Here is a 21453-nt window from a genome sequence, read left to right on the forward strand (position 1 = left end):
CCGCTGTACTGGTGACGTCCGGCAAGCCGGAAAAGTTGACGAAATCGAGCAGTTAGTGAGCGTGGTCACCGCGGTAGTACTCGAACACCCAGCCACTCAGCGTGACGATGCCGATGCCGGCCCCGACGATGAACAGCCACCAGCCGAAGACCAGCCCGAGCACGATCACCGAGACCGTGCCGGCGCACCACAGCGGCCACCAGGAGTACGGCGGGAAGAAGCCCAGCTCACCGGCTCCCTCGACGATCTCGGCTTCCTTGCGGTCCTCCGGCCGGGCGTCCATCCGGCGGCCGGTGATGGACAGGTAGAACGCGACCAGCAGGGACAGGAAGAACGTCATCACCAGCGCGGTCGTGCCGGTGGGGTCCTCGGACATGATCCAGTAGATCGGCGTCACGATCAGGACGAACACCGTCAGGATGCCGAAGACCCAGGCCTCCGCCTTCATGCCTTACCCTCTCCGTCCGCGCCGTCGCCGGCCACGATGTTGCGTTCCAGGTTCTCGACCCGGCCCTGGTCCTCACCGGCGTCCAGCAGGTTGTCCCGCGGAGCGCCGCTGTCCGGATACTCCGCCATGGCGATCTCCGGGTGGTGGAGATCGAAGGCCGGGCTCTCGGACCGGATCCGGGGCAGGCTGACGAAGTTGTGCCGCGGCGGCGGGGAACTGGTCGCCCACTCGAGCGAGCGGCCCCAGCCCCACGGATCGTCGACACCGACCAGCGGTGCCTTGCGGGACTTGTAGACGTTGTAGAAGAACGGCAGCATCGACAGGCCGAGGATGAAGGCGCCGACGCTGGAGACCTCGTTCAGCGTGGTGAAGCCCTCGTTCGCCCCGTACGACGCGTAGCGCCGCGGCATGCCCTCGACGCCCAGCCAGTGCTGGACCAGGAAGGTCGTGTGGAAGCCGATGAACAACAGCCAGAAGTGCAGCTTGCCCAGCTTCTCGTCCAGCATCCGCCCGGTCATCTTCGGCCACCAGAAGTAGAAGCCCGCGAACATCGCGAACACCACCGTCCCGAACACGACGTAGTGGAAGTGCGCCACCACGAAGTACGAGTCGGACAGCTGGTAGTCCAGCGCCGGCGACGCCAGGATGACGCCGGTCAGGCCACCGAACAGGAAGGTGGTGAGGAAGCCGACCGACCACAGCATCGGGGTGTCGAACGACACCGACCCGCCCCACATCGTGCCGATCCAGTTGAAGAACTTCACGCCCGTCGGTACGGCGATCAGGAATGTCATGAAGGAGAAGAACGGCAGATTCACCGCGCCGGTGACGAACATGTGGTGTGCCCACACCGCCACCGAGAGGACCGCGATCCACAGCGTCGCGCCGACCAGGCCGATGTAGCCGAAGACGGGCTTGCGGCTGAAGACCGGGAGGATCTCGGTGATGATGCCGAAGAACGGCAGCGCGATGATGTAAACCTCGGGATGCCCGAAGAACCAGAACAGGTGCTGCCACAGCAGTGGCCCGCCATTGGCCGCGTCGAAGACGTGAGCCCCCAAGGCTCGATCCGCCTCCAGCATCAGCAGCGCGCCGGCCAGGATCGGGAACGCGATCAGAACGAGGATCGACGTGACCAGGATGTTCCAGGTGAAGATCGGCATCCGGAACATCGTCATACCCGGCGCCCGCATCGTGATGATCGTCGTCACGAAGTTGACCGCACCCAGGATGGTACCGAGACCGGCCATCCACAGACCCATGATCCACAGGTCACCGCCGACACCCGGCGAGCGGACCGCGTTCGACAGCGGCGCGTAGGCGAACCAGCCGAAGTCGGCCGCGCCCCCCGGCGTGAAGAAGCCGCTGATCGTGATCAGGCCACCGAAGAGGAACAGCCAGAAGCTGAACATGTTCAGCCGCGGGAACGCGACGTCAGGAGCGCCGATCTGGACCGGCATGATCACGTTCGCGAAACCCACGAACAGCGGGGTCGCGAACAGCAGCAGCATGATCGTGCCGTGCATGGTGAAGAGCTGGTTGTAGACCTCTTCGTTGACGATCTGCAGACCCGGCTTGGCCAGCTCGGCCCGGATCAGCAGCGCCATCACGCCGCCGATCAGGAAGAACGCGAACGACGTGATCAGGTACAGATGCCCGATCAGCTTGTGGTCGGTGGTGGTCAGCCATTTGACCGCGATCTGGCCCTTGGTGCGCCGCCTGGGCAGCGCGGTCGCCGCACCGATGGCGCCTGTGCGCTCGGCGATGTCGGTCACTTCTCGCCCTCCTGCTCACCGTGGCCGGGAATGGTCGTCGCGTCCTGACCACCGGTCGCCGCCCCGGTCTGGCCCTTGGCAGCCAGTTCCTTGAGGTGCGCCTGGTACTCGTCCGCGGTGACCACCTTGACGGTGAAGATCATCCGGCTGTGGTAGAGGCCGCACAGCTCCGCGCACTTGCCCGCGAAGGTGCCGGTCTTGGTCGGGGTCAGCTCGAGCTTGTTGGTGCGGCCCGGGATGACGTCGAGTTTGAAGTAGAAGGCCGGCACCCAGAACGAGTGGATGACGTCCGGCGAGGTCAGGTCGAAGTGCACCGACTCGTTCACCGGCAGCCACAGCGTCGCGGGATTGTCCAGCGTGCCGGTCTCCCAGACGCCTTCCTGCCCGTCGACGGTGTCCTTGTAGTTGAAGGTCCACTGCCACTGCTGCCCGACCACGTTGATCGTGTGGGACGGGTGGTCCGACATCGCGGTGATCTTGTTGCCGTGCTCCACGGTGTAGAAGAAGAGCACACCGATGACCGCGAACGGCGCCAGCGTGTAGAGCACCTCGAGCGGCAGGTTGTAGCGCGTCTGCCGCGGGGCGTCCTCGTTGCGCCGGCGGAACCGGACCGAGGCGTACAGGATCAGGCCCCAGGTCAGGACACCGATGATCAGGGCGGCGATCCAGGCGCCGATCCAGAGGCTCTTCATCGCCTCGGTGCGGTCGGACGCGCCCGGGGGCAGACCGAGCCGTTTCCACTGCTCGGTGGTCTCCGACGAGCAGCCGGTCAGCACCAACGTGCCGACCGCTACTGACGTCGCCACCAGCAAGCGTCGCTTCGCCGGACGTACCGCGGCGCGGGCCCTCTTCAGACCTGCTGCGCGCACCACTCCGGGCGTGCCGTTCGAACCCACGGGGCGCCTTTCCCTTCCCAGGTGAGACTGACGACAGAACACTACTGGACACCTCCCGCGGTTCTGCGCATAGGTAGGGCTTAGCGTTTCCGGTGTGAGCAACCGTGCATACCTAGATGCCGCGACAGCCGAACCCTTGCATCCGGCAGCGCGGGAAGTGTTGCTCTCGGCATTGGAATCCGGGTGGGCCGATCCGGCCCGGCTGCACCACGAAGGACGGACCGCGAGACTGCTGCTCGACAACGCCCGCGCGGTGCTGGCCGAAGGCCTCGGAGTACGGGTGGACGAGCTGTATCTCACCACCTCCGGGACAGCTGCGATTCATGCCGGATTGCTCGCTGTTACGGCTGCCCGGCGGCGGGTCGGGGATGTAGTCGTGCACTCCGCGGTTGAGCACTCCGCAGTACTCCATGCGGCGGCAGCAGCCGGTACTGCGTACGAAATCCCCGTCGACAGCCTCGGACGAGTCGACGTGGAGGCCTTCAAGGCACGCGTCAGTCAACCCGGTGTAGCCGTCGCGGCGCTCCAGTCGGCCAACCACGAGGTCGCCACCCGCCAGCCGATCGCGGAGCTCGCCGAGGCGTGTGCAGCCGCGCAGGTGCCGTTGTTCGTCGACGCAGCCGCCTCGATCGCGCATGACGTCGTACCGGCCGGGTGGTCCGCCTTGACCGCTAGCGCACACAAGTGGGGCGGGCCGGCGGGTGTGGGGCTGCTCGCAGTACGGAAGGGGACGCGGCTCGCACCGGCCTGGCCTGTGGATGAGCGGGAGGACGGCCTCTCCCCCGGCCACCCCAACGTCCCTGCGGCCCTAGCGGCCGCAGCGGCTCTGCAGGCACGGCTGCAAGAGGCTGATGAGCTCAACAAGCAGCACCGGGCGTGGATCGACGAGCTACGGCACCGGGTCGCGGCGGACATCACCGATGTGGAGGTGGTCGGCGACCCGGACGACCGGCTGCCCCACGTACTCACCTTCTCCTGCCTGTACGTCGACGGCGAAGCACTGGTCACCGCCCTGGACGCCGAAGGCTTCTCCGTGTCGAGCGGCTCAGCCTGTACTGCGAGCACCCTGCGCCCGTCGCATGTGCTGGCGGCCATGGGTGTGCTGACCCACGGCAACGTCCGCGTCTCCCTGGGCCGCACCTCCACCCATGACGAGGTCGACCGGTTTGCGAGGACACTGCCCGGCATCGTGCAGCGGATCCGGGCCGAGGTGGGCATGTGACGCTGGACTGCCGCGGCATGCTCTGCCCACTCCCCGTGATCAAACTCGCCCAGGCGTTCCCCAACCTCCAGGTGGGCGAGACGATCACTGTTCTGGCCGACGACCCGGCCGCCGCCACCGACATCCCCGCCTGGTGCCGCATGCGCGCCCAGGAACTCGTCTCGGCGGCCGGCGACGAGTACGTCGTACGCCGGCTCAGCTAAAACCGCTGGCGGCCGTCGACCCCGCGTTGCGAGACTTCGCAGCGTGACTGACTTTGGGTTCAAGCCGACGCTGACGGGCGAGCTGGTCGAGCTGCGGCCGGTGACCGAGGACGACTACCCGGCGATGCAGGTCGCCATGGACGACCCCGACGTGGTCCGGTTCACCGGGAGCCGCGGGGAGATCGGCGAAGAGGCCGCGCGCAGGTGGTACCGGACCAGAGGCGAGCAGACCGACCGGCTGGATCTGGCGATCGTCGACCGGGCCAGCGGTGAGGTCGTCGGCGAGGCGGTGCTCAACGAGTGGAGCCCCGAGGACGAGAGCTGCAACTTCCGGATCCTGATCGGCCCGGCCGGCCAGGGACGCGGACTCGGCACCGAGGCGACCAGGCTGATCGTCGGCTACGGGATCGAGCAGTTGGGGCTGCACCGGATCGAGCTCGGCGTCTACGCCTTCAATCCGCGCGCCCAGCGGGCGTACGAGAAGGCCGGTTTCGTCACCGAGGGCGTCAAGCGGGATGCCCTGAAGTGGGACGGCGAGTGGGTCGACGAGATCGTGATGGCGGTACTTGCTCCCGACTGGAAGCCAGTACCTTCGAGGGCGTGACCGATCTCGTCTCGAAGGCCCAGCGGATCGCCGTACTGACCGGCGCCGGTATCTCGACCGCCTCCGGTATCCCGGATTTCCGCGGTCCGCAGGGCGTGTGGACGAAGAACCCGGCCGCACAGGCGATGTTCGACATCGACGAGTACGTCGCCTCGACCGACGTACGCGCCGAGGCGTGGAAGTTCCGCCGCGCGGCCGCCGCCTGGGACGCCGAACCCAACGCCGGCCACCGCGCCCTCGTCGACCTCGAACGCCAAGGCCGCCTCACCGGCCTGATCACCCAAAACGTCGACGGCCTGCACCAGAAGGCCGGCTCCTCACCCGCCCTCGTCCACGAACTCCACGGCACGGTCTGGTACGTCGACTGCCTGACCTGCGCCCATCGCCTCCCCATGGCCGACGTCCTCCCCCGCCTCGAAGCAGGCGACCCCGACCCGTCCTGCGAGCTCTGCGGCGGCATCCTCAAATCCGCCACCATCTCCTTCGGCCAGCCCCTCGACCAGCAAGTCCTCGAAGCAGCCGCCCAAGCCACCCAAACCGCCGACCTCTTCCTCGCGATCGGCACCTCCCTCCAGGTCTACCCAGCCGCCGGCCTCTGCGACCTGGCCCTCCGCACCGGCATCCCCCTGATCATCCTCAACGCCGAGCCCACCCCGTACGACGAGGAAGCCACCGAACTGATCACCACCCCGATCGAGCAAACCCTGCCCCTCCTCGTCACCTGACATCGCCAGCAATTCACTGGACCCACAGGCGTTGGGGGGTGTGGATTCGGGGTTGCTGCTGGTGAGGGACTGTGGATTGCGTCACCGGGCTGCTTGAGTGTCCTAGTCGTGGCGGTGGGTATCAAGGGCGCTTCGCGTCCCTTCGGGATCGAACAAGTTCGACCCTTGACACCCACCACCACGACCAGGGAAGGACGCAGCTGTCCCGGAGCCGCTCGGAAGTACGGCAACAAGTGAAAGACGCGCTGGCCTCAATGCCCGGCGTACCCGTCCTGCGGCCCGGGACGGCGCAGTTGCCCCTGATGACTGGGCCACCCGTTTCGGCGGGCGTTCGGGGTGGGCAATGGCAGCTTTTGGGGTCGATGGCGTCAAGCATCACGCCAGCGGCACGAAAACCGCCAGCGAACACCGTTTCTTCGGCGGCTGACGTCCCACAGGTCGCCAGCGGTCGGACAACCCGTCAGTCGACCCCAAGAAGGGCCTGTTTCGGGCGGATTGGGGGGGTCGTCGCGGCGCGACAGCACCATCCCGGCCGAGGCGCCTGTCCTACCCGGCTGGCCGGGATCGGGGAGGATTTTGTCGGGGCCCGGCGAGGAAGTTCACCGATTCGGGGGTACAAACCTCCCCAAGTCCCTTATCCACAAGGCATCTGGCTCCCCAACCACCCCACCCGCACCGCCACGCATGCACAACTCCCGCGAACCGCCCCGACACGCCCGAGGTAACCGCTTGCCCACCGAGTTGTGCATGCCCCCAGCGCCGCCCGTTGCCCCAAGCAACCAAATCCCACCGACCTTGCCAGACGCCACCCCGCGACCCGACCGACCTTGCCATCGGCACCCGACAACACGACCCACTTGCCGAACGTCACCACCGGACCCGACCCACCTTGCCATCGGCACCCCACAACACGACCCACCTTGCCGAACGTCACCCGACGACTCGACCGGCTTTGCCAAGCTGACCCCCTGGCCCACACCTCTCCGCGGGATCCCGACAGCTGCGTCCTTCCCTGGTCGAGGCAGTGCGGTCAAGAGTCGAACTTGTTCGATCCCGAAGGGACGCGAAGCGCTCTTGACGCGCACTGCCTCGACCAGCACACTCCCGCAGCGGGAGCCCGCGAACCACAGTCCCTCACCACACCAACCACCCAACCAACACCAACCCCGCCAAGAGCACCCCCCAACCACAGCACCCTCACCACAGCCCGTCACCACAGCAGCAGCCCCAGACACAGCACCCTCGCCGCGAACGCCACGCGGGCACAGCACCCTCGCCGCGAGCGCCACGCGACCTCAGCATCCTTGGCGCGGGATCCCGCGACCGCGGGGCTCTCAGGCTTGGCGCCTGGGGCCGTCATCTGAACGCGACCTTCAAGGCCTTCCGTAGCGGTGGAGGGCGGGTTAGCGTCCGGGCAGATTGTTCTGTCTTGGGAGGGGTCCCGCGATGCTCAGGTTGCGCCATGCCTATGTCCGGGCGACTGCTGTTGTCAGCGCCGTCGCGGTCGTCACGTTGGGTCTCGGTACTGCTACTCAGGCTCCGGCCCGGGTGGCCGCCGAGCGGGTGATCACGGTTGCCGGTTCGTTGCAGAGTGAGTTGGGGTGTGCGGGCGACTGGGATCCGGGGTGTGCCGCGACCAGTCTGGGAGCGGCCGCGCCGTACACGAAGGTGTTCGATGTGCCTGCGGGCAGTTACGAGTTCAAGGTGACCGTCAACGGCGCCTGGGACGAGAACTACGGCCTCGGCGGCGTGCGCGATGGGGCCAACATCCCGCTGCGGCTCGAAGGGCCGGCCAAGGTCGAGTTCAGCTACGACGACACCAGCCATCTCGTCTCGATGAAGCCGGTCGCGCTGGCTGGTTCTGCAGTCACGGCGGCCGACAAAGCGCTGGCGTCGCCGAGCCTGCGGCAGGATCTGACCAAGGAACGCTTCTACTTCCTGATGGCCGACCGGTTCGCGAACGGCAACAAGGCCAACGACTCCGGCGGCCTCACTGGCGACCGGCTGACCACGGGGCTGGACCCGACGGACAAGGGCTTCTATCACGGTGGCGACCTCGCCGGAGTGATGCAGAAGCTCGACTACATCAAGTCCCTCGGTACTACGTCCATCTGGCTGACCCCCTCGTTCAAGAACCGGCCGGTCCAGGGTGAGGGCGCGAACGTCAGCGCCGGGTACCACGGCTACTGGATCACCGACTTCACCCAGATCGACCCGCACCTGGGCACCAACGCCGACATGCAGCAGCTGATCACGCTGGCGCACCAGAAGGGGATGAAGGTCTTCTTCGACATCATCACCAACCACACCGCCGACGTGATCGCCTACCAGTCCGGTCAGTACGGCTACATCCCGAAGTCGACGGCGCCGTACAAGGATGCCAATGGCAACGTCTTCGACGACAAGCTGTACGCCGGTGGTGACACCTTCCCGCCGCTCGACGCGCAGACGTCCTTCCCCAACGTGCCGGTCTTCAAGACCCCCGCCGACGCGACGGTCAAGCAGCCGGCCTGGCTGAACGACCCCACGCTGTACCACAACCGCGGCGACTCGACCTTCGCCGGTGAGTCCGCGGAGTACGGCGACTTCGTCGGGCTGGACGATCTGTTCACCGAGCAGCCGAAGGTCCGCGACGGGATGATCGACGTCTACAAGACCTGGGCCGAGCTGGGTATCGACGGCTTCCGGATCGACACCGTCAAGCACGTGAACCTGGAGTTCTGGCAGAAGTTCTCGCCGAAGATCCTCGAGGCCGCCAAGGCGAAGGGCACCAAGAACTTCTTCATGTTCGGCGAGGTCTACGACGCCGACCCGAAGTTCATGTCGACCTACACGACAGCCGGCGCACTGCAGGCGACCCTCGACTTCGGGTTCCAGCAGAACGCGGTCGCCTTCGCCAAGGGCGACCCGAGCACCAAACTGCGCGACCTCTACGCGAACGACGACTACTACACCGACGCTGACTCGAACGCCTACCAACTGCCGACCTTCCTCGGCAACCACGACATGGGCCGGGTCGGCACCTTCATCAAGCAGTCGGGCGCCAACGGCCAGGAACTGCTGCAGCGGGACGAGCTGGCGCACTCGCTCATGTACCTGACCCGCGGCCAGCCGGTGATCTACTACGGCGACGAGCAGGGCTTCACCGGGCCGGGTGGCGACAAGGACGCGCGGCAGGACATCTTCGCGACCAAGACCGCCGACTACACCGACGACGAGGTCGTGGACGGTACCGGTACGACGACGATCGGCAGCAAGCACCGGTTCGACACCAGCTCGCCGATGTACCAGCACATCGCGGGACTGGCCGAGTTGAGGGCGAAGTACCCGACACTGGCCGACGGCACCCAGGTGCACCGCTACTCCTCCAACACTGGCGGGCTCTACGCCTTCAGCCGGTTCGGGAAGGACAACACGGAGTACCTGGTCATCGCCAACAACGCCACGACGAGCAAGACGGCGACGATTCCGACGTACATGGAGAACGGCCGCTTCAGGTGGATCTACGGCGGCGGCCAGCAGCTCAGGGCCGACGAGGAGGGCCGCGTAGTCGCCACGGTGCCTCCGCTGTCCGTGTACGTCTACAAGGCCACAGAGCAGCTCCCCCGGCGGCAGGCCGCTCCCCCGGTCTACCTGAGCTCGCCCGAGCCGGGTGCAGCCGTCAGTGGACGCGCGGAGATCGCAGCAGCCGTCCCTGCCAACACCCCGGTCACAGTGACCTTCGGCTACCGCCCAGTCGGTACTACGGCCTGGCAGCGGCTCGGGACCGACGACAACGCGCCATACCGTGTGTTCCAGGACGTCAGCAAGCTTCCCAAGGGCACCCTGCTCGAATACCGGGCAGTCCTGAAGGACGCGTCGGGCAACTACTCGGTCTCCGGCTCGTACGGAATCGTCGGGGACGCCCCGGCCCCAACCCCAGGCGGCGGAGGCCAGGACCCTGTCTCCCAGCCGGCCAACGTCAGCGTGCCCGGCGATCACAACAGCGAGATGGGCTGTCCCGCCGACTGGTCGCCCGACTGCGACCAGGCACAACTGACCCTGGATCCGAAGGATCAGGTCTGGAAGCGCACGTACACGATCCCGGCCGGCGAACACGCGTACAAGGCCGCGATCAACAAGACCTGGGACGAGAACTACGGAGCCGGCGGCAACGCCAACGGCGCCAACATCTCCTACACCGCCCCGGCGACTCCGGTCACCTTCTACTACGACCACGGCCGGCATTTCGTCACCTCGTCCGCCGAAGGTCCGATCGTCACAGTGCCGGGCTCGTTCCAGTCAGAGCTCGGCTGTCCAGCCGACTGGTCACCCGACTGCATGCGACCCTGGCTGACCGACCAGGATGGTGACGGCACCTTCACCTGGTCGACGAGCAAGATCGGAGCAGGCAGCTATGAGGCCAAGGTCGCACACGGCCTGTCGTGGGACGAGAGCTACGGCGCCGGGGGCAGCCCGACCGGGGCCAACATCCCGATCACCGTTCCTGGCGACGGGTTGGTCGTCACGTTCTCGTACGTCCTCGCGACCCACGTGCTCACGGTGACGACCTCGAAGCCCGGCGCCCAGCCGGATCTCAAGCAGGCCAAGGCGTACTGGCTCGGCAAGGACCTGCTCGCGGTACCGGCGGTCGCTCATCCCGAGTGGTCGCGCTGGCGGCTGCACTGGTCGCCGACCGGATCGCTGGCGGTGGACGCCGACGATATCGGCGGTACGTCCGCAGGGTTGCGCGTCGACCCCGACGGCATTCCGCCGCAGGTCCTGGCGAAGTTCCCGGCGCTCAAGGGCTATGTCGCGTTGAGGCTGGAGCATGGCGACGCGAAGAAGATCCTCACCGGGCAGCTCGGGCTGGCGCAGTACGACGACGCCGGACGGTTGCTCGACGCAATGGGGGTGCAGATCCCCGGCGTACTGGATGATCTGTACGGCGCCGCGGCGGACCGCTCGTACGGCGTGGTCTGGAACGGCGGGACTCCACAGTTCAACCTCTGGGCTCCGACGGCGCAGAGCGTGACGCTGCTGCTCGGGTCGGAGCGGATCGGGATGCAGCGCAACACGGACGGCTCGTGGTCGGCGTACGGGCGGCGGAGCTGGGAGAACGCGCTCTACCGGTTCGAGGTGAAGGTGTACGCGCCGAGCACCGGCAAGGTGGAGACGAACGTCGTCACCGATCCGTACTCGGTCGCGCTCACCACCGATTCGGCGTACTCGGTCGCGGTGAATCTCCAAGCCCAAGCGGGCAAGCCGGCGCTGTGGACGAACACGCCGTCGCCGAAGCTGGCCCGCGCGGTCGACTCGACGATCTACGAGCTGCACGTGCGGGACTTCTCGATCAACGACCCGTCCGTACCGGCGGCCCACCGCGGGACCTACCTGGCCTTCGCGGATGAGGGCAACGGCACCAAGCACCTGCGCTCGCTCGCGCAGGCCGGGTTGAACACCGTGCACCTGCTGCCGACGTTCGACATCGCCTCGATCCCGGAGACCGGTCAGCAGCAACCGGCCTGCGACCTCAAGTCGTACCCTGCCGACTCGGAGCAGCAGCAGGCTTGTGTGACCGCGGTCGCCGCGAAGGACGGCTTCAACTGGGGCTACGACCCGTACCACTGGCTCGCGCCGGAGGGGTCGTACGCGACGGCGAAGGATGGGCTGGCGCGCGTGGCCGAGTTCCGGACGATGGTGGGCGGGCTGCACAAGTCCGGTCTGCGGGTCGTACTGGATCAGGTCTACAACCACACCCCCGCCGCCGGTCAGGCGCCGACGTCGGTGCTGGACAAGGTCGTACCGGGTTACTACCAGCGGCTGAACAAGACCGGTGGCGTGGAGACGTCGACCTGCTGCAGCAACATCGCCACCGAGCACGCGATGGCCGAGAAGATCATGGTGGACAGCACGGTTTCGTGGGCGCGGAATTACCACGTCGACGGCTTCCGCTTCGACCTGATGGGTCATCACAGCAAGGCGAACCTGCTGAAGGTACGGGCCGCTCTCGACAAGCTGACGCTCGCCGATGACGGGGTCGACGGCAAGAAGATCTACCTGTACGGCGAAGGCTGGAACTTCGGCGAGGTCGCGAACAACGCGCTCTTCGTGCAGGCGTCGCAGGGCAACCTCGGTGGTACCGGCATCGGCACCTTCTCCGACCGGATGCGTGACGCGGTCCGCGGCGGAGGCCCCTTCGACGCCGACCCACGGGTGCAGGGCTTCGGCTCCGGCGCGGCGAGTGACCCGAACGGCGCGCCCGTCAACGGTACGCCGGCCGAGCAGGCCAAACGGCTCGCGCACGACACCGACCTGGTGCAGCTCGGGCTGGCGGGCAACCTCCGCTCGTTCACCTTCCGCTCGGCCGACAGTGGGGCCGAAGTACGGGGTGATGGGGTGGACTACAACGGATCACCCGCCGGGTACGCCGATCAGCCGGTCGAGGTGATCAGCTATGTCGATGCCCATGACAACGAAACGCTGTGGGACTCGCTCACCTACAAGCTGCCCGCGACGCTGCCGATGGCCGACCGGGTCCGGATGAACACATTGTCGCTGGCAACGACCGCTCTGGCCCAGACCCCGTCGTTCTGGCACGCGGGCGCCGACCTGCTGCGCAGCAAGTCGCTGGACCGCAACTCGTACGACTCGGGCGACTGGTTCAACACCCTTGACTGGACCGGCGCCGACAACGGCTTCGGCCACGGCCTGCCCCCGAAGACCGACAACGAAGCCAAGTGGCCCTTCATGAAGCCACTCCTGGCCAATCCGGCGCTGAAGCCTTCCCAAGCCGATGTCGCCACGGCCAGCGCGGCAGCAGCCGATCTCCTGAAGCTGCGCTTCTCGACCCCGCTGTTCCGGCTCGGCTCGGCGGACCTCATCAACCAGAAGCTCTCCTACCCGCTCAGCGGCACCCCAGCCGCCAAGCCCGGCGTCGTCGTCCTGCGCATCGACGACACCGTCGGCGCCGACGTCGACCCTGCCTTGAAGGGCCTGCTCGTCGTCTTCAACAGCACCGGTGAGCCGGTCACCCAGCAGATCCCCGGCCTCGCCGGGGCCAACCTCACGCTCTCCCCTGTCCAAGCCGCCGGCTCGGACCCAACCGTCAAACAAACCACCTGGACCACGGCAACCGGCACTGCAACAGTCCCGGCCCGAACGGTCGCGGTGCTAGTCCAGCCCTGACAGGAAGATCTCGGCCACCAGATCGTCGGCCTCGGCTGCTCCGGCGTCGACCGTCGTGCGCGACATCGTGCACTGACGGTCGGCGCCGCGGCTGTGGAAGCTGCTGGTCAGATACCCGAAGATCCCGCCGTTGTGTCCCCAGAACTCCGTACCGTCGGTCAGCCGCCGCCGCGCGATCCCGAGGCCGTAGTCGCCGACTGTGGTGAGCATGGCGTTGAGCTGGTCCGGAGGAAGCAAGTCACCGCCCAGCAACGCGGCGAAGAACGTGTTGAGGTCGGCGGCGGTCGAGATGAGTTCGCCGGCCGCCCAGGCCTGCGATGGATTCAGCTCGTCCAGATCAACGGACTCGCCGTCCACCAGCAGGTAGCCGTGGGCGTGCGGCTCGGGCAGCTTCGCATCGTCGCCGGGGACCAGGGTCCGGCCGAGCTCCAGGGGCTCCAGCACCCGCGCTCGCACGGCCGCGGCGTAGGGGCCGCCGGTGACCGTCTCGATCAGCAGACCGAGCAGTGTGTAGTTGGTGTTCGAGTACGACCAGTCCGCGCCCGGTGCGAAGAGCGGCTCGTGCGCGAACGCGAGGCTCAACGCCCGCTGCGGTTCCCAGTGGTCGAAGCGGTCTCGCACGATCTGCGCGGAGTCGGGGAGATCCTCGGTGTAGTTGTAGAGGCCACTGGTGTGGTTGAGAAGGCGACGGACGCTGATGGCGTCGCCGGACGGTACGACGCCGGGCAGCCAGTGCTCGATGGGCTGATCGAGGTCGACCAGGCCCTCGGCGACCAGCGACAGGACCACGGTCGCGGTGAAGGTCTTGGTGACGCTGCCGATCCGGAACCAGCCGTCGGGGTCGACCGGTTGGCGGGAGTCGAGGTCGGCAACGCCGGCTGAGCCGCGCCACTCGCGGTCTTGGTCGCGGTAGTGCATCAGTACGCCGGTGGCGCCGGCTTCGACCAGGCGATCCAGGATCCGTTGCATGGTGGCCACCCTATGAGCGGGCTGCAAGGCGTTCGCGCCACCAGGTGGCAAAGGGGTTGCCTGGTGGCGCGCCCTGCAGTTGGCCGAGCAGGGTCTCGAGTTCGGCTGGGTCGCCGTCGTCGATGTACATGGCGAGGTAGCGCCAGGCGCGGCCCCGGGGAATCTCGGTCGGGAGGCCGCTCCCCAGCGTGCCCTCGTCGATGGCACGTAGTACCTGGGTGCGTTCTTGGAAGGGCAGTAGCTGGTCCAGCAGGCCGCTCTCGGCAATGGCCGCGGCACAGCGGTCCGGGCCCTCGGAGACCGGGTACGACCACAGCTCGGCGGCTGAGCCCGTCACGAAGGCGGGCGGGGCGGGTACGCGGCCGGCGATCACGCCCCAGGTGACCGAGGGCGACGTCGACCCGGCGTGGAAGGCGAAGCCAGCCGACGGGATCACCGCCCACTCGAGGTGGAAGCCGACCTTGGCAGGGTCGCCGGTGAACGGGTCGAAGGCGACCAGGACGGCGTTGCCCGGATCGCCGGCCGGCGGCATCCGCAGATACCGCCGGCCGGACTTCCGGAAGCCGGCCGCGCCGAACACCGGCGCGACCACCTTCACCAGCTCGTCGAGAGGTTTCACCCGAGCATCATCACCGAACAGCCGGTCACTGGCTCACCGACCGGGCCGTCACCGCTCACCGGTCGGGCGGTCACCGGATCAACGGGATCGGGAAGGGAATCGGAATCGGGATGGGGATCGGGACCGGGATGGGCCGAACGACCGGGTTCGGCTTCTGCTCGGTCTGCGGCGGGGCCGGTGGCGCCGGGCAACCGCACGGCAGTTCCTGCCGCCAGCTCTTCCACCGGTCGCGGGTCTCGGCGAACTCCTCGAGGGTGCCGATCTCCTGCGACTCCTTCAGATGCTGCTTCACCTTCGGCTGATCCTCGTCGCCGTAGGTGACCGCGCCGTTCACCGTGCCCCAGTAGTTCGTCTTCGGGAAGCCCGCGACGTCCTTGTACGGTCCGCCGATCGTCCAGCCAGGTTTGGCGAAGATCTGATGTCCCGGATCGGACAGGTCCTGCAGATGGTCGGCGTACCACTGGGCCTCCTTCTGCGCCCGGTAGTTCCGGTCCTGACCCAGTGCCTTGACCTCCCAGACGTAGCGCTGGTCGTAGCAGGACAACGGCCCGGCAGGGCACATCTCGATGGTGAGCACGATGTCGGCCTCACCGTCGGTGGTACAGCCCGGTATCTGGATCCACGTCGTCTTGTCGGCGCACTTCTTGGCCCCTTGTGGCACCTTGACCTTGAACTGCAGCCGGACGTTCTTCATCCCGAGCGCCCGGGCCTGCCGCGCGATCCGCTCACCTGCGGCGGTCTGTACCGCGTCGTGCTTGGTGCTGTGGTTCTGCGGGTGCAGCAGGTTCGTCCCGTTGTACTCCGGGCTCGACGGGCAGACACAGGTGCCATCAGCAGCCTGGTACTCCGTACAGGCAGGGTCATCGCACATCCGCAGACCGGTCGGGTCGGCAGCGCTGACCGGGTCGTTGTTCGCGTAGGCGTACCCATTGAGCTGCTGCGGGTCACCCGGATCGGCCACCTTGTCGACCGAGAGGAACCGCCCGGTATCCGGGTCATAGGCCCGTGCCCCGATCTGGGTCAGCCCGGTGGACGCGTCCTGCGTCCCCCCGATGAACCCCTTCTCACCAGGCAGATCAGCAGGCGTCCCACGCGGAGCACCGAAGGGCAGCGACCGTTGCTGGACGACCGACTGGGCCTGCGAGTCGATCGCCAACTGCTCGGTGTTGTGGTGATCACTGGCCAGCCAGGAGAGCCCTGCCGTGGTCCTGACCGCGATCGCGGACCCTGCGTGGTTGTAGTAGCGGGTGGCGGTCAGCGCGCCGGTAGCGCGGTCCAGCTTCAGCTCCTGGTTGCCCAGGTACAGCGTGGTGCTCACCGGATCCCGCCGGAGCAGACGGGTCCCCTCGGAGTCGTACAGGAACTCGGTGCTCTTCCCTGCCTCGGTCACCTTGCTCAGGCGGCCCTGCGGATCCCAGGCCAGGGTCTGCGCGCCCTTGGCGGTCGTGTTGCCGCTGGCGTCGTAGTCGTAGTTCTCTGTCGGCCCACCCGTGATGCTGACGGAGCCGACCGCATGCGGACGTGTGCTGCCTGCCGCCGGATAAGTAGAGGTGCTGACCCGGTCTACGGCACCGGCGTGCTGCGTCTCTGTCTTGCGGTTGCCGGTGCTGTCGTAGGTGTAGGAGTTCCAGTACGGCGCCCCGCCCGCGAGCTGGTCCTTCGCCGGCGCGTTCTCACAGCCGTTGCCAGGCGTCCACGCCTCGGTCAGCCGCTGCAGGTAGTCGTACTTGAAGCACTGGACATCAGCAGGCTTCTCCAGCGGGGTGTCCGCGATCGAGGTGATCCGGCCCGACTGATCCCGCGTGTAGTGCACATCGGACTGCATGGGCTGGGGCAGCTCGGCATCGACGATCGTTCGGTTGAGCCGCCGTGTGCTGTCCTCGTAGTAGCTCGACAGCCAGACCCGCTTGGTCCCCTCGCCGAGCTGCACCCGCTGCTGTTCGCCGTACTTCGTGTAGTCGGTCTGCAGCGCGTACTCGACGGTCTGGCCGCTCGGGCCGCCGTAAGTCCGCAGCGGCCGGGCCTGGTCGTCGTACGTGTGGAAGACCGACTCCTTGAAGAGCCCACCGATCTCCGGGTAGGTCTCGCTGGCCACGCTCCCGTCGACGTTGTAGGTGCTGCTGGCCTCGTACGTCCCCGCCAACGGCCCCTCTGCGCCGACTGTGCTCTCCGGGACGGTCAGCGTCGTCTTCACCGGCTTGTAGAGCGCGTTGTACCCGAGCACGGCCTCCTTGTAGGCGGCTCCCCCGGGCCCGTAGCTCGTCGCTGTCGCCAACTGGCCCTTGACCGTCGACCCGTTGTCCAACGTGTCGTACGTCCACGCCGCCGTCTTCGTACCGCTGGTGGAGCCGACGTAGTCGCCCGTCTTCCGGCCGAGCGCGTCGTACGTGTAGGCGATCGTCTGGCTGCGGGCATCCGTGGTCGAGACCACCTGGCCCACGTCGTCGTACCCCGTGGTGGTGACGCCCTTGTCCGGGTCCTTGCGCCACACCTCCTGACCGCGGAGGTTGTAGCGGTACTCCCACTTGTTGCCCGAGGCATCGGTCATGGTGGCCAGCTGGCCGGACGGCGTGTAGGCGTAGCTGGTCTTGTCGAAGTCCCCCGTCGGTGCGGCGCCCCGGTACTGCCGGAGCTCAATCGCCCGGCCACGGCCGTCCGTGATCGTCTTGGTCGGGGTGGTGCCGTCCGGTGGGTCGATGGACGTCCAGTCCCCGCTGTACCGGGTACTGGTCCGCCAGAGTTCTTCGCTGCCATGGCGGTAGATCGACTCCGCCGGTCGCCCGGCCCCGTCGTACTCAGTGGTCGTCAGCCCTGGTACTTCGTTGTCGTTGGCAACCCAAAGCTCGGTGTCGACCGGCTTGTCGTTGAAGTACCCCTGCGTCGTCTTGGCCTGCCGGCCCTGCGAGTCGTACCGGGTATCCGCGAGCAGACGGCCGCCACCAGGCGAGGGGCTCTGCGTTTGGCGCTGCCGCAGCAATCCGTCATACAGGGCGGTGGAGGTGGAGTAGTTCCCGCGCGGGCCGAGGGTCGAGGTGGTGACCGCCGTCGGGGCGTCGTTGCGGACGAGGTAGCTGTAGCGGTAGTTGCCCGTCTGCGGCGGGTTCACGTTGCGCACGCGGTTCGGCAGCCAGGTCTCGACCAGGCGGCCGAGGGCGTCGTATGCCGACTCGGTCCTGCGGTTGTTGGGGTCGACCACCAGCACCGGCTGTCCCCTGGTCGGGTCCAGCGTGGTCGTCGTCGTGTGGCCGAGCGCATTGGTCTGGATGGTCTTGACGACCGGGCCGCCCGTCTCCGGGACGTACGTGGTCGTAGTGGCCCGCCCGAGGGCGTCCTTGCTCACCTTCACCCGGCCATGCGCGTCGTACTCGGAGGTGGCGACGGTCTTGTACGCCGGTGCGTCGGCTGTCCCGCCGACGCGCTGCTCCAGCCGGGTCACCGAGCCGGACTCGGGCGCCGTCGCCGCCGGCTGTCCGTCGAACGAGGTCCGTACGTCGGAGATCAGGTCGTCCGGGTACGTCGGAATGGTGGCGCACTTCACCGCTACCGTCTCCACCCGGGACGGCAGGCTGAGCAGCCACTTGCTGTCATTGCGGAGATAGGTCGTCCGGGTGCAGGTGTCGTCAGTGGCGACCGCGACGTCTCCGGCGTCGTCGACCTTCTTCACCTGGCCGCGGTCGTCGTACTCGGTACTGGTCCTGGTGACCCGCCAGCCGCGACCCGCGTCCAGCGCGGCGAACTCGCGGACGGTTCCCGGCTTGACGATGTACGCGTTGTAAGCCCCGCGAGTGGCCGTCGGCCCCTGCCAGACCGGGTCGGTGATCGTCTTGCCGAGCACCGTGTCCGAGTTGCCGTCGTAGGTGGCCGTCTCGTACTCGGTCCCGGCCAGCCAGTCCTCGTCGGCATGGACGCCGCCCTCGGAGTCGGTCACGGAGACTGTCTTGGTGCCACCGTCCTTGTTCAGCCGGTCGCCGTTCATGCCCCGGTAGAACCGCTGCTCCGAGCGAGTGATCGGGCCGGCCTCGTCGTGCTCGCTGCCGCCGCGGATCACCACCCGGCCGAAGCCACGGAACTCGTTCCAGGTCTTCTTGTCGGCCGGCGTGAACTCGGACTGGTCGTAGTGCCAGGCGGCGCCGTCCAGGTACTCGTAGTGGATCTCTTGCTGGGTGCTCGAGCTGAGCCGGTCGGACTGGATCACCGACTCGACGACGTACTTGTTGAAGTAGTCGGTGCGCTCGGCGAAGTCCTTCTTCGTCCAGCGGACCGGGAAGCAGCGTTTGGTGTTCGACTCCGGATTGGTCGGCGGCGCGAGACAGTCCGGTGGCGCGTAGTTGACCGAGATGACGCCGCCGGACTCCGAGACGATGCCGGTGATCCGGTACCGGATGATCGGCGACAGGTTGTCCGACTGGTAGACCCGGTTCGCCAGCTTGGCGCCCTCGAACGCCACCGACGGCAACGTGATCGAGCCCCCGGCCAGGCCTGTGTGGGTGATCGACTTGAGCCACAGCGCGGCCTTGTCGCCGTCACCCGGCGCGGGGAACTGCTGGTCGAGATCCCAGCGGTCGACATCGGCGTACGAGTCGTCGCCGGTCCGCACCTGGGTGGTGATGGCGCTCAGCCGCTTGGTGGTCCAGAAGGTCGGCGAGTAGTGGTCCTTGCAGGTCGCCACCACGCAGCGCTCGTCGAGCGGTACGTCCGGGAAGTTGTCCTTCTTCTCGTAGACGCAGGTGCTGCCGGGCACACAGCGCTCGGCGGTCGAGAACAGCACCCGGCCGGTCGGCTGCACGTCGAGCCCGGTGTGCAGCCCGTACTCCGCCTTGGTCAGCCAGCCACCACGGATGTAGGAGGCGGCCGTGTCCTTGACGTTCTGCCCGTACGAGTTGGTCTCGGTCTCGTAGTCGTACTGGATGACATTGCCGTACCGGTCGATGACCTTGTCCAGGTTCCACTTCCACGCCTGGGTGCAGACCGAGGTGGCGAAGGTGCTGCCGTGACACGGCTCGTCGGTGTCGTCGCCGTAGACCGGGACGGTCCAGGTCGACTTCGCTGCCGGACGGGAGCCGAACAGGTACTGCGTGCCGTCGACCGTGGTGATCCGCCAGTACTCACCGTCCTTGGCCCCGTTGGCCGCGCCGGTCAGCTTCTCGATCCGCGAGCCGTTGTCGGTGCGCTGCCGCCAGCCGTTGGCGCCGAGGATGAGCTGCCCGCCACCACCCGGGTAGGACGCGGTGGCGTTGTCCGACCGCCAGCACAGGTCCCCCGCGTTCTGGCCTTTGTTGCTGCCTTCCTTGTCCTCGGAGCAACCGCCGTAGGTGCGCTCGATCGAGCCGACATCGAGGTCCCACCCGTCACCGACCCAGGACGGCTGGTTGTTGGTCGCACTGGTCCGGCCGTCCACCGCCGACGAGGAGTAGGACAGTGCCAGCGAAGGCTGCAAGCCGCCGGGCGACGGCGGTACGTCGATCGGGTACGACCAGGTGAAGGTCCCCGACTGCGCTGCGACACTCCAACTCGAGGACGGCGCCAGTTGCGTCGCGTGCTGCGTACCGGATCCCTCTGCGGCCGCGCCGGACTGTGGCTGATCACCGCTCAGTGCGCGGGTGCTGGCCTCGTCCTTGCCTCTCGGCTGCATCTGCTGGCCGGTGACGTTGACGGACGGCACATCCGGCAGTGGGACGCTCGGACCGCCTCCGGCCGCTGCCGCCGTGACGGTGGTCGACGGTGACCCCACCAGGACGGAGATGAACAGACCTGCTGCCAGCACACCGGCCGACCGGCGGCGCGTTCGCGTTTCCTTCACAGTTGTGACACCCCTCCCCAGGGCGGGTGGGCATACCCGCACAGGTGATGGTGGTGCTTGTCACCGCTCCAGAACCAGGCCTTCCATCAGCATGGAAAGGGGTCGGCTGCTCAGGGCACCCGCACGAGCAGCGCCGCGGGGTCGACGGTCGCGGTGAGGATGCGGCCGTCCGAGATCTCGTCGCCGTCCAACTCGCGACGGACGGTGGTGGCGGCCTTGACCTGGATGGTGCGGCCGGTGAAGCGCTCGATGTGCCGGCCTTCCTGCATGCGCTTGACGACCAGGCTCAGGGCCAGCCGCGGCCAGTGGCTGACCCGGCGCGGCGCCAGCACGACGAGATCGATCACCCCGTCGTCGGGCTTGGCGTCCGGCAGCAACGGGATGTTGGCCTGCAGGGTGCCGACGTTGCCGATCACGACCGTCCGCGCGCGGCGGCGTACGGGGGGCTGGTCGTCGATGGTGATCTCCACCCGGACGAAGGGGTGGTTGAGGTTCTTCACGGTCGAGACCACGTACGCCGCCCAGCCGACGTGTTTCTTCACCCCGTCGGGGGCGTCGGCGATGATCGCGGCATCGAGGCCGAGGCCGGCCATCACGACGAACCGGTCGTCGAGCTGATCGCCCTCGATCCGGACACTGTCGATCCGTTGCTCGGTGCCGTCGAGCGTCTCGGTCAGCGCGAGATCGAGATCGAGCGAGATGCCGAGGTTGCGGGCCAGCAGGTTGCCGGTGCCGGCCGGCAGCACCGCGACCGCGATGCCGGTCCCGGCCAGCTCGGCGCAGACGACCCGGACCGTCCCGTCGCCACCGGCCACCACGACCAGATCGACCGCCTCCTCGATCGCACGCCTGGCCATCGTCGTACCGGCATCGTCCTCGGTCGTCTCCAGCCAGAGCGTGTCGTCGAAGCCACGCTCGGTCAGCGCGGAGTCGACCTTGCCGCGGAACTCGTCGGGATCTGCGACCTTGATCGGATTGAGGATCACGGCAGCTCGGGAAGTCACGATGTTTTCTTGTCCGTTCGA

General features: G+C 67.4%; 12 protein-coding genes. 5 read left to right on the forward strand and 7 right to left on the reverse strand.

From position 1 onward, the window contains the following. Window positions 1-52: 52 nt before the first annotated feature. From ACIA12_RS11330 to coxB, 3 genes are read right to left on the reverse strand one after another with little or no spacing between them, the layout of a single operon-like run. A complete protein-coding gene (locus tag ACIA12_RS11330) occupies window positions 53-448 on the reverse strand; it encodes a cytochrome c oxidase subunit 4 (protein ID WP_396366801.1) in 396 nt (131 codons plus the stop codon). Next, the gene (gene ctaD / locus ACIA12_RS11335) at window positions 445-2193 is read right to left on the reverse strand and encodes a cytochrome c oxidase subunit I (RefSeq protein WP_396367159.1); all 1749 of its coding nucleotides are present in this window, start codon (window positions 2191-2193) and stop codon (window positions 445-447) included. Before ctaD ends, ACIA12_RS11330 begins: the two co-directional genes overlap by 4 nt. A gap of 26 nt (window positions 2194-2219) precedes the next feature. Continuing rightward, window positions 2220-3119 (reverse strand): cytochrome c oxidase subunit II, encoded by a 900-nt coding sequence (coxB, locus tag ACIA12_RS11340; protein ID WP_396366802.1) that lies wholly within the window; start codon window positions 3117-3119, stop codon window positions 2220-2222. Window positions 3120-3213: 94 nt separating this feature from the next. On the opposite strand from coxB, the gene ACIA12_RS11345 reads away from it, so the two are divergent. The 5 genes from ACIA12_RS11345 (at window position 3214) to pulA (ending at window position 13040) form a co-directional block, all read left to right on the forward strand. Then, complete coding sequence (locus ACIA12_RS11345) at window positions 3214-4341, forward strand: cysteine desulfurase family protein (protein ID WP_396366803.1); 1128 nt, start codon at window positions 3214-3216, stop codon at window positions 4339-4341. Next, window positions 4338-4544 (forward strand): sulfurtransferase TusA family protein, encoded by a 207-nt coding sequence (locus ACIA12_RS11350; RefSeq protein WP_396366804.1) that lies wholly within the window; start codon window positions 4338-4340, stop codon window positions 4542-4544. Before ACIA12_RS11345 ends, ACIA12_RS11350 begins: the two co-directional genes overlap by 4 nt. Before the next feature lie 43 nt (window positions 4545-4587). Then, window positions 4588-5148, forward strand: a complete 561-nt coding sequence (locus ACIA12_RS11355) for a GNAT family N-acetyltransferase (RefSeq protein WP_396366805.1) — start codon at window positions 4588-4590, stop codon at window positions 5146-5148. Further along, entirely contained in the window at window positions 5145-5873 is a 729-nt protein-coding gene (locus ACIA12_RS11360; protein ID WP_396366806.1) for an SIR2 family NAD-dependent protein deacylase, read from the forward strand. The genes ACIA12_RS11355 and ACIA12_RS11360 overlap by 4 nt, the downstream gene beginning before the upstream one ends. A 1446-nt stretch (window positions 5874-7319) precedes the next feature. Then, entirely contained in the window at window positions 7320-13040 is a 5721-nt protein-coding gene (pulA, locus tag ACIA12_RS11365) for a pullulanase-type alpha-1,6-glucosidase (protein WP_396366807.1), read from the forward strand. Here the strand turns inward: pulA and ACIA12_RS11370 are convergent. The 4 genes from ACIA12_RS11370 to ACIA12_RS11385 form a co-directional block, all read right to left on the reverse strand. Further along, window positions 13026-14009, reverse strand: a complete 984-nt coding sequence (locus ACIA12_RS11370) for a serine hydrolase domain-containing protein (protein WP_396366808.1) — start codon at window positions 14007-14009, stop codon at window positions 13026-13028. The genes pulA and ACIA12_RS11370 overlap by 15 nt on opposite strands. 10 nt (window positions 14010-14019) lie before the next feature. Further along, complete coding sequence (locus ACIA12_RS11375; RefSeq protein WP_396366809.1) at window positions 14020-14628, reverse strand: hypothetical protein; 609 nt, start codon at window positions 14626-14628, stop codon at window positions 14020-14022. Window positions 14629-14698: 70 nt separating this feature from the next. Then, a complete protein-coding gene (locus ACIA12_RS11380) occupies window positions 14699-20428 on the reverse strand; it encodes an RHS repeat-associated core domain-containing protein (RefSeq protein ID WP_396366810.1) in 5730 nt (1909 codons plus the stop codon). A gap of 110 nt (window positions 20429-20538) precedes the next feature. Beyond that, window positions 20539-21432 (reverse strand): diacylglycerol/lipid kinase family protein, encoded by an 894-nt coding sequence (locus ACIA12_RS11385; RefSeq protein ID WP_396366811.1) that lies wholly within the window; start codon window positions 21430-21432, stop codon window positions 20539-20541. Window positions 21433-21453 lie beyond the last annotated feature (21 nt).

This window comes from Kribbella sp. NPDC051620 (genome assembly GCF_044453825.1).
Classification (GTDB): Bacteria; Actinomycetota; Actinomycetes; order Propionibacteriales; family Kribbellaceae; genus Kribbella.